The sequence below is a fragment of the Rhodopseudomonas sp. WA056 genome (assembly GCF_010906995.1).
Lineage (GTDB): Bacteria > Pseudomonadota > Alphaproteobacteria > Rhizobiales > Xanthobacteraceae > Rhodopseudomonas > Rhodopseudomonas palustris_G.
The window spans coordinates 1-9,399 of sequence record NZ_QPFS01000158.1 but is presented as its reverse complement, the minus strand read 5'-3'; the positions used below and the strand labels follow the sequence as shown (position 1 = coordinate 9,399).

Annotated in this window: 10 protein-coding genes, 1 pseudogene and 1 riboswitch; of the genes and pseudogenes, 4 read left to right on the top strand and 7 right to left on the bottom strand. The window is 62.9% G+C overall.

Annotation, left to right across the window (positions count from 1 at the left end; all coding sequences use genetic code 11):
* Positions 1-128 precede the first annotated feature (128 nt).
* Both DU475_RS21675 and DU475_RS21670 read right to left on the bottom strand, forming a co-directional pair.
* Positions 129-1,565, bottom strand: coding sequence for an MATE family efflux transporter (locus DU475_RS21675; RefSeq protein WP_142883690.1), 1,437 nt, complete (start codon positions 1,563-1,565; stop codon positions 129-131).
* A gap of 122 nt (positions 1,566-1,687) precedes the next feature.
* Positions 1,688-2,737 (bottom strand): hypothetical protein, encoded by a 1,050-nt coding sequence (locus tag DU475_RS21670; RefSeq protein WP_164633296.1) that lies wholly within the window; start codon positions 2,735-2,737, stop codon positions 1,688-1,690.
* Positions 2,738-2,885: 148 nt separating this feature from the next.
* Here DU475_RS21670 and DU475_RS21665 point away from each other — a divergent pair, with 148 nt between their 5' ends.
* From DU475_RS21665 to DU475_RS21655, 3 genes are all read left to right on the top strand, one after another.
* Positions 2,886-4,229 (top strand): PQQ-dependent sugar dehydrogenase, encoded by a 1,344-nt coding sequence (locus DU475_RS21665; RefSeq protein WP_164633295.1) that lies wholly within the window; start codon positions 2,886-2,888, stop codon positions 4,227-4,229.
* Positions 4,230-4,308: 79 nt separating this feature from the next.
* Complete coding sequence (locus DU475_RS21660) at positions 4,309-4,665, top strand: nucleotidyltransferase domain-containing protein (RefSeq protein WP_164633294.1); 357 nt, start codon at positions 4,309-4,311, stop codon at positions 4,663-4,665.
* Positions 4,662-5,075, top strand: coding sequence for a HEPN domain-containing protein (locus tag DU475_RS21655; RefSeq protein WP_164633293.1), 414 nt, complete (start codon positions 4,662-4,664; stop codon positions 5,073-5,075). The genes DU475_RS21660 and DU475_RS21655 overlap by 4 nt, the downstream gene beginning before the upstream one ends.
* Positions 5,076-5,081: 6 nt before the next feature.
* On the opposite strand, the pseudogene DU475_RS24555 reads toward DU475_RS21655, so the two are convergent.
* The 5 genes and pseudogenes from DU475_RS24555 to DU475_RS21630 form a co-directional block, all read right to left on the bottom strand.
* A pseudogene (locus DU475_RS24555) lies at positions 5,082-5,153 on the bottom strand (hypothetical protein); the annotation flags it as partial.
* 109 nt (positions 5,154-5,262) lie between these two features.
* A complete protein-coding gene (locus DU475_RS21645; protein ID WP_205524495.1) occupies positions 5,263-5,958 on the bottom strand; it encodes a hypothetical protein in 696 nt (231 codons plus the stop codon).
* Positions 5,924-6,904: an MvdC/MvdD family ATP grasp protein gene (locus DU475_RS21640; protein ID WP_164633291.1), complete on the bottom strand. Its 981-nt coding sequence runs from the start codon at positions 6,902-6,904 to the stop codon at positions 5,924-5,926. Before DU475_RS21640 ends, DU475_RS21645 begins: the two co-directional genes overlap by 35 nt.
* Positions 6,905-7,160: 256 nt before the next feature.
* Positions 7,161-7,352, bottom strand: a complete 192-nt coding sequence (locus DU475_RS21635; RefSeq protein ID WP_164633290.1) for a hypothetical protein — start codon at positions 7,350-7,352, stop codon at positions 7,161-7,163.
* Between the two features lie 279 nt (positions 7,353-7,631).
* Positions 7,632-8,738, bottom strand: coding sequence for a 2'-deoxycytidine 5'-triphosphate deaminase (locus DU475_RS21630; protein ID WP_164633289.1), 1,107 nt, complete (start codon positions 8,736-8,738; stop codon positions 7,632-7,634).
* A 110-nt stretch (positions 8,739-8,848) separates the two neighbouring features.
* Positions 8,849-8,928: riboswitch (SAM riboswitch) on the top strand.
* 73 nt (positions 8,929-9,001) lie between these two features.
* On the opposite strand from DU475_RS21630, the gene DU475_RS21625 reads away from it, so the two are divergent.
* A partial coding sequence (locus DU475_RS21625; protein WP_205524494.1) for a PLP-dependent transferase occupies positions 9,002-9,399 on the top strand: 398 nt, incomplete at its 3' end.

Below are 9,399 nucleotides of genomic sequence, written 5' to 3'. Positions count from 1 at the left end.
CTCTCGACCAATCGGCGTCAAACGGGCATTCTTGTGAATGTTCATCCGGTCCCTCCTTGGACACTGAAGCTTCGCAACCTCAGCATCCTCGGTCCGGACCGGATGGACAACCTAATGAAAGCTCACAGCTAGCGCGCCACCGGCACGGCCGGCGGCTTCGGCCCCCAGCGCGTCACCAGCACGCTGAGCGCCGACGTCAGCCCGAGCAGCACCATCGAGCCGGCGGCGAGCAGATAGAAGCTGCCGACGCTGCCGTGGTGCTCGATCAGCAGCCAGCCGCCGACGACAACGAACAGTAGCCGTCCGGTCTGGGCCAGCACCGGCCCCAGCACCCTGGCGGCGCCCTGCGCCGAAAAATACATCGAGATCGCTAGCCCGATGAACGCGTACATCGGCCCCGCGGCGCGCAGATATTGCTCGCCGGCGAGCCGCACCGCGGCATCGTCGGTGAACAGGTCGACCCACAGATGCGGCATGATCGCGATCCCGGTGCCGAACACCCCGACAAACAGGAACGACACCAGTCCGGCCGTCCAGGCGATCCGCCGCGCCCGCTTCACCCGGCCGGCGCCGATCGCCATGCCGATCATCGGCACCGAGGCGATGCCGACTGCGAAAGCGATCGAGGTGAGCATGAATTCGAGCCGCCCGCCTATGCCGTAGCCGGCCAGCACCGCGGTGCCGAAATGCGCCAGCATGTGGGTGAAGATGGTGATGGTCAGCACCGACTGCAGCGGCGAGAAGCACGACACTGCACCCACCTTGAGAATATCGAAGAACATCCCACGTTCGATCCGCAGTCCTTTCAGACGCGGCGTCACCCCGGCGCGGCCGGAGAAGATCACCCAGGCCATCACCGCAGCACCAATCGAAAACGCCACCAATGTGCCGGCGGCGACGCCCGGCATGCCGAACCGCGGGATCGGCCCGAAGCCGAGGCCGAGCACGCCGCCGAGCACGATCTGCAGCATCGCCGAGCTGAGGATCATCAGCGACGGCAGCTTCATGTTGCCGGTGCCGCGCAGGATCGCCGCGAAGGTGTTCATCAGCCACGGCACCACCGCGCCGGCGAAGAAGATGTGGGTGTAGCCGACTGCCTGGCTGAGCACCGCACCGCGGCCGCCCAGCAGTTCCAGCGCCCGCTCTCCGAAAATCAGCATGCCGACCGTGAACATCAGACCGAAGCACAGCCCGATCAGCAGCGCGTGCATCGCCAGCGCGGCTGCGCGCTCGTCGTCGCCGGAGCCGAGCGCCCGCGCGATCGCCGAGGCGACGCCTCCCCCCATCGCGCCGCCCGACATCGTCATGGTCAGGATCACGAACGGAAACACCAGCGCCATCGCGGCCAGCGCTTCGGTGCCGAGCCGTCCGACATAGGACGTCTCGGCGACCGCCACGCAGGTGCCGGCGGTCAGCGCCACCACGTTCGGCCACGACAGCCGCAGCAGCGTGCGCAGGATGCCGTCGTCGAGCAGCGGATTCTTCGGAGGGGGCGGTGACGGGGCAGGCGGAGCCGGTGCGCCTTGCGCGACCGGCGGCAGCTCCGCCACGGCGATATCGGACATGCGTTTCCCCCGAGGCCCGATCTCGGCCGAGCGTCCCTGTCTCTATCACCGTTCCAGAGGGACGCGATGCCCGCGCCACGCATGGCCGCCCGCGGGCAGATCGGAGCGCACCGACCGGAAGGTCAGCGCACCGTCCAAACCAGCGGCGCTGCGTGGTGATCGCCGGCCAGACTGACCGCGATGCGACGGCCGCAGCCGGCAGCGAGGCCCTCGACCAGTCCTTGGAGCACGCGAACGCAGGCCGGGTGGGCGTCGGCGACGCCATCCATCAGCTTCCAGCCGATCTGCCGCAGCTCGTATCCGCCGCCGGTCTCGCGCAGCCCGGCGTCGTCATCCTGCGCCGCGAGCAGCGCCCGCAGCAAGGCGGCGAAACCGGCGGCGTCGCGGCCGGTCGCACCGAGCGTCGGCGCTAGATCGTCATAGGACTGCATCCCGATCAACTTGCCGGTGAGATGCAGCAGATGGCCGCCGTCGAGCGGGCCGAATAATTGCACCACGACCGGCGCCGCCGTGCGAACATATTCCATCGCGTAGTTACGGTGGGCTTTCTCCAGCCGCCGCTTCGGCCAGCTCTCGACCGGCAGCGCCGGCGCCGCCGCCGGATCGAACAGCGGCGCATCGAGGTGGCGGGCGAATTGCAGCCGCTGATCCGGCTTGAGGACGTCATCGGCCTCGTAGTAGTAGCCTTCCAATCCGTCCTGGCCGTCGACGCTCTGCTTGGTGCAGACGAAGCCGAGCCTGAGATTGCCGAGCGCGACGCCGTTGTTGGCATGCCAGCCGCGCAGCATCGCTTTCGACACCTCGCCTGGGACGCCGCAGATCGCGGTGCCGCGCCAGATCCAGCGCGGCGGCGGATAGCGGATCCACGCCTTGCGATCGTTCTCGTAGATGTATTCGACGTGCACGCCGCCGATCCAGTTCGACAGATAGTGATACTGCGCCGCCGCCACCGCCGGCGGCAGATGATCGAGGCCGAGCTTGGCGAGCCCGGCGACGAAGCGTTCCTGCTGCTGGCGACGAAACACCCGGAACACGAATTCGGCGGCATCCGCCGTGCCGCGGCGGCTAACCAGTGTCAGGATCAGGCCGGTGAACACCGCATGATATAGATCGGCAACGCCGCGCCACGCGCGCGACGGCGCCGCCTGCCCGGCTTCGGACGCTTCTCCCATAGGCTCTCTTCCCGTTGTCGTTCTTGTTCGTGGCTTCCGCCGCGGCCGCCCTGCGACCAGCCGTCTCACTGATTTTCACGGGTGGGAATTGAACACAACCCCGCTTCCGACATTGCCATTGTTGAGTTCCTCCAACGGAGAATAGTCGATGCGCCGATCGCTTCCGACCAGCCGGCTCGCCCTCTGCCTCGTCCTGGTGCTGCCGCTCGCGGCCTGCGGCGATCAGTCCAATCTGGCACAGGGCGAGGATTTCGGCCCCTCGCCGAAGCTGCCGGAGCCGGCCAACACGCTGCTGCCCACGGTCAACATCGCCGAGGCGGTCGGCTGGCCGGAAGGCGCCAAACCCAAGCCCGCGGAAGGATTGGCGGTGACGGCGTTCGCAAAAGGACTCGATCACCCACGGACGATTCATGTGCTGCCGAACGGGGACGTGCTGGTGGCCGAGACCAACGCGCCGGAGCGCCCCGAAGAGGGCAAGGGCCTGAAACGCCGGATCGCCGAGTACGTGATGGGGCAGGCCGGCGCCCGCACGCCGAGCGCCAACCGCATCACGCTGCTGCGCGATGCCGACGGCGACGGCGTCGCCGAGGTGCGCAACACCTTCCTCGAAGGGCTCAATTCGCCGTTCGGCATGGCCCTGGTCGGCAACGAGTTCTACGTCGCCAATACCGACGGGATCATGCGCTTCCCCTACAGTCCGGGCGACACCCGGATCACCGCAGCGGGCGAAAAGCTGGCCGATCTGCCGGCCGGCCCGCTCAATCATCACTGGACCAAGGATCTCGTCGCCAGCCCGGACGGCAGCAAGCTGTACGCGACCTCCGGCTCCAACAGCAACGCCGCCGAACACGGCATGGCGGTCGAGGAAAACCGCGCCGCGGTGATCGAAGTCGACCGGCAGAGCGGCGCGACCCGGCTGTTCGCGTCCGGCCTGCGCAACCCCAACGGCCCGGCGTTTCATCCCGAGACCGGCGAATTGTGGGTCGTCGTCAACGAGCGCGACGAGATCGGCAGCGACCTCGTGCCCGATTACATGACTTCGGTGAAGGACGGCGGATTCTACGGCTGGCCGTACAGCTACTTCGGCCAGCACGTCGATGACCGCGTCAAGCCGCCGCGACCGGATCTGGTGTCGAAGGCGATCGTGCCGGACTACGCACTGGGCAACCACACCGCATCGCTCGGGCTCGCCTTCAACACCGGCGACCTGTTTCCGGACCAGATGAAAGGCGGCGCGTTCGTCGGCCAGCACGGCTCGTGGAACAGAAAGCCGCGCTCCGGCTATAAGGTGATCTTCGTCCCGTTCGAAGGCGGCAAACCGTCCGGCCCACCGCGCGACGTCCTGGCCGGCTTCCTCAACGCTGACGAACAGGCGCAGGGTCGCCCGGTCGGCGTCGCCCTGGACAACCGCGGCGCCCTGCTGGTCGCCGACGACGTCGGCAACGCGATCTGGCGGGTGACACCGGCGGGTGACCAGTCTGCATCCCGTTGAACGTTCCTCGCCCGCGCGCAGCATTGCGGCAACTGGATCGCTGGTGCGGTTTTTGGGGCGTTCGTGCTATAAGTCGGGGATGAGCGTCGCTTTCGACATCGACGAACCGCTTCGCTTGCGCGAGGCCGTCAACCGGCTGGCCATGATCGGGCCGGTCGAGACGATCATCCTGTTCGGAAGCCGAGCTCGCGGAGACCACACGCCCGATAGTGATTACGACCTGTGCGTGATCCTGAGCGACGACGTCGCGCCGGGAGCGTTCACGCCCATCTCTCTGTGGCAGCAGGTTTCGGATCTGGGCATTCCGATCCAAATCGTGCCGCTGCGTCGGAGCCGCTTCGAAGCGGCGCGGGCCGATCCCGGCAGCATCAGCCATCAGATCGAGCGAGACGGCCGCGTCGTCTTCGACAAAGCCGCGCTTTCATTGGCGCCATGAGCTCGAGCGATCCCGGGCTCTGGCTCGATTTGGCTACGAGTGACGTGATTGCGGCACGCCGCTTGCTCACTCCTCCAGCTTCATTGCCGCAAGCGGCCTATCTGGCTCAACAAGCCGCCGAGAAGGCGATCAAGGCACGGCTGATTGCTGTTCGCATCGCTTTTCCGCGGCACGGCGGCCGAGGGCACGATCTCGTTGCGTTGACCAATCTGGTACCGGCCGGTGACAGGGCGAGGCCGCTGTTCGAGGAGCTGTCGTCGATCACACCCTGGGCGACCGCGTTTCGCTATCCTTCCGACGACCCTGCCACGGAAGCGCACCTGACGGCAGAAGAGATAGCGGCAAAGCTGGAGCAGACCGAAACCGCCATCGCCCTCGTGCGTGGAGACCTCGGCCGTCAGCAGTCGTGATCGAACTCACGCCTTGAAATGCTTGCTCAGCTTCAGGCCCTGGGCCTGGTAGTTGGAGCCGATGCGCTGGCCGTAGAGGAGACCGTGGGGTGGGCAAAGCAAAGCATGCCCACCATCATCGCGCTTGATCAGATTGAAAGCACCCCGCGGGGCACAGCGCCGTGCGCCTTTGCCCACCCTAAGGGTACTACGACGTGATCTCCTTACATTGGCCTTCTGCCTTCCAAATTTTGCGACCCACATCATCGTTGCTTCGCGATGCCTGGAGAAGACCGAACTGCAAAACTGCGATGGCGACCATTAAAAGGAGAAGACCGTTCCGTATCGACATGAATGCGACTTCATTTCGCGCCACTCTGATTAGATTGACCTGCTCTTGGTACGCCACGCATTCTGCTAGCAAATTTGCTTGACCTGCTTGACGCGCATCTTGAAGAGCAAGACGGTGTCGAACACCGACCCCATAAGATCTTAATGTGCGAGCCGCACCAAAGCCAAGCAGACCACCTGAGACCACATAGACCGCAGACAGAATGCTCGCCATGAAAGCTACCGCTGCGAGATGAAATTCTGAAACAAACTGCGAAGCAGCAGCCACACCGGTAGAGGTCAGCGTCAGGGCCGTTGCGATCGAAGCCGCGTACTTGAAGGTCTTCTCATCGAGAGAAATAGCGCGCTCATGCTCGCTCTTAAGACTGTCCTCAAGACCCTTTATCGAAAGCATTCTGTAATCGGCAACGGCGCTCATCAACACATCCCGCTCCTCGCCAGCCGAGGACGACGAGTTCCAATGCAGCCGCTTTTCGATCCTCTGCCGCAACCGCAAATAGGAGACAAATGGACAGACCTCATGAAAAGCTCGACCCGCAACTCTCTTGATCACGGTACGCACCTCTACACAGCCAATCGGCTATCGCCTCACTAACGGAGGCATCGGCTCCAGGGAGCCATGCCCACTCACCAGTCGGATTGATTTCTACGAAAACGAAGCGTCCTTCCGAATTGATCAAGTCAATGCCGCCGAACGGAAGGTTTAGTCGCGAGCACAGATCAACACATCGACGCCCAACGGCAGGCTCCAACTCAATCTGTCGATATTGGAGTTGGTCACGCTTATGCAGCCTCCAGTCTCCCAGAGCAGCTTTTCCATCCACCAGAATTTCATAAGCAAAAAACCGATCGCCTACTACAGTAACACGCACGTCCTTCTTCGGGCTTACGAACTTCTGGGCAATGACCGGCGCAGCAGAAAGATTCTCATCGGTTAGATCCGAGATGGAGAGCACATTCGTGTAAGCGAATAGGGCGTCTGCGCCATCGCGCAAATAGACAGTATCTATCGATTTGATTACAACGTCGTCCGGAAACCGAAGCTGAATCTCAGACACACTATTTCCAACCACCGTGCTCGGCACGGAAAATCCGCAACGATCGGCCACCTGGAGCTGCAAGGGCTTACATTCTGCCTTGTAAACCGCAGCAGGATGATTCATCCATCTTGCGTCTCCAAAGATCATCATACTCCGGAGGAATGCAGCCCATTGAGATCGCGCAAGCTGCTGTGCGAGACCGAGCGCCTCCCCAGGGGTGTTACGAAGAAAAACAGGGCTTCGAAACCAAACGGCATTTAGATCGCATTCAACGATCGCATCGATTCCCAGTCCCGTCACCTTCATTGCAGGGGCCACAGGGTCGAAACTCAATCTCAGGTCCTGAAATTGCTCGCGATTCAATCGAATATAGCGGACGCCCCGCGCCCTCAGTTGCCTGACGACAAAATCGACTGCGAAATCGTAAATACTCGAGAGTATTAAAATCTGTGTACTCACTCTCCTTTTACATCCTCGCCCGTCTCGACATCTTCTTTCTTCGTTTGCGGCGGCCGCACAGCCAGCATTTCACCCTTCTTTGACATCCATAAGCCGGTGCTCGCATCATATTCGGCGGCCTCTGGAATATAATGAGTCCTAGCATGCGGCCGTCGGACCGACTTACTCAGGAGAACATGATCGACCATCTCATCAAGCCCCGCTCTAGATGCTGGTAGCGCGCGAACAGACTAAAAATGGAAGGAACGACTAAGGCTCATTCACCTTTCATGTCCTCTCCACTCTCAATGTCGAATTTCTTGGTCATGGGAGGACGAAAATACTTACTGACTTCCGAACTTGCATACCAAAGACCTTCTTCCGCGCGATATTCCACCTCGCTGCCGAGACAAGGAACGTCTGAATGTGGTCGACGAACGGATCTTTGCAATAGAATGTGGTCGATCATATCTATCTCCGAAGCTCTTTGCGAACTATTGCCGAAAGCCTTGTTACTAGAAGATATGCAAAGCAAATCAGCTATACGGCTTTTTGGGAGCGCAGGAAATAGACTGCCGCAGCCACGCAGGACACCAACGGCTATCTGTTAGTGGATATCGAACTACTCGGGACTTCAATCCTATGGAATGTACACTGGCCCGGCCAACCCTCTGACAGAACGACCACTTGTCCTGCGGTATAGGGCAACTCAGCTAGCGGTATCGCGCTACGCTAGGGAGCTTTGTCACTACGCCTTGAAATGCTTGCTCAGCTTCAGGCCCTGGGCCTGGTAGTTGGAGCCAATGCGCTGGCCGTAGAGCGCGTCGGGGCGCGACAGCATCTTTTCGTAGATCAGGCGGCCGACGATCTGCCCGTGCTCGAGAATGAACGGCACTTCGCGCGAGCGCACTTCCAGCACCGCACGGGCGCCCGAGCCGCCGGCGCCTTCGTAGCCGAAGCCGGGATCGAAAAAGCCGGCGTAATGCACGCGGAATTCGCCGACCAAAGGATCGAACGGCACCATCTCGGCCGCGTAGTCCGGCGGCACCTGAACCGCCTCCTTCGACGCCAGAATGTAGAACTCGCCGGGATCGAGGATCAGCGTGCCGTCGGGGCGGGCCGCGATCGGCTCCCAGAATTCGCCGGCCGGATAGCCGCCGCGGCGGTCGATATCGACCACGCCGGTGTGGCGCTTGGCGCGATAGCCGACGAAGCCGTCGGAGTTCTCGCCCGACAGATCGACACTGAGCGCGACGCCGCCGGTGAGATCGGCATCGTCGGCATCGACCAGCCGCTCGGCGTCGTGCAGCGCATCGAGCTCGTCCTGCTCCAGCGTGGCCTGGCCGACGCGGAAGCGAACTTGAGACAGCCGCGAGCCTTCGCGCAGCAGCACCGGGAAGGTCTTCGGGCTGATCTCGGCATAGAGCGGGCCGTGATAGCCGGCGCCGATCATGTCGAAGCGGCGGGTGCCGTCGGCGATCACGCGGGTGAACACGTCGAGCCGACCGGTCGAGCTTTTCGGATTGGCGGCCGCCACGATGTGGCGCGGCAGCGCCAGGCTTTCGAGCAGCGGCACGATGTAAACGCAGTTGGTCTCCAGCACCGCGCCGTCCGACAGATCGATCTCGTGCAGCTTCAGCTCGTCGATCCGCTCGGCGACGGTGCAGTCCGGCCCCGGCAGGAAGCTGGCGCGGACCCGATAGGCGATCGGCCCGAGCCGCAGATCGAGACTGGCCGGCTGGATCTGGCTTTCGACGAACGGGTATTCCGGCAGGATCAGGCCCGATTCCGTCATCGCCGCGATCATGCGGTCGGGCAGAATTCCATTGGCGTCTGGCGGCAGGGTGAACGGCACGATGTCGGTCCTTCGGAGCGCAAGCCATGCCCTCCGGGAAACTCAGATACGAGCCTCAATCGCTAGCCGAAGCCCGGCTTGACGGGAAGAGTACGGAGGATTAAGAGCCCGACTTATCCCGTGGTGATTTGAGCCGGCCGGCTTGCAGCCACGTTAAACAAGTCGCTAAACAGGCCGGGGACGTTGTGGTCCCGGCCCGAGGGTTGATCCCCAGGCCGGTTTTTTGTGCCCGCATCGCCCGATGTGGGCGCGCTGGAGACCACATGTCCGAGACCAAACCGACCATTCCCGTCCCTGCCACCTCTCATTTCCGCCGCGAGACCCGGCTGGTGCATTCCGGCAGCTTGCGCTCGCAGTTCGGCGAGACCTCCGAGGCGTTGTTTCTGACGCAAGGCTTCGTCTACGACAGCGCCGAGCAGTGTGAGGCGCGCTTCACCGGCGACGACGCCGGCTTCCAATATTCGCGGTTCTCCAACCCCACCGTGTTCAGCTTCGAACAACGGATGGCGGAGTTCGAGGGCGCCGAAGCGGCGCGCGCCACTGCAACCGGCATGGCGGCGGTCACCGCCGCGATCCTGGCGCCGCTACGCGCCGGCGACCATGTCGTCGCGTCGAAGGCAATGTTCGGCTCGTGTCGCTACATCGTCGAAGACCTGCTGCC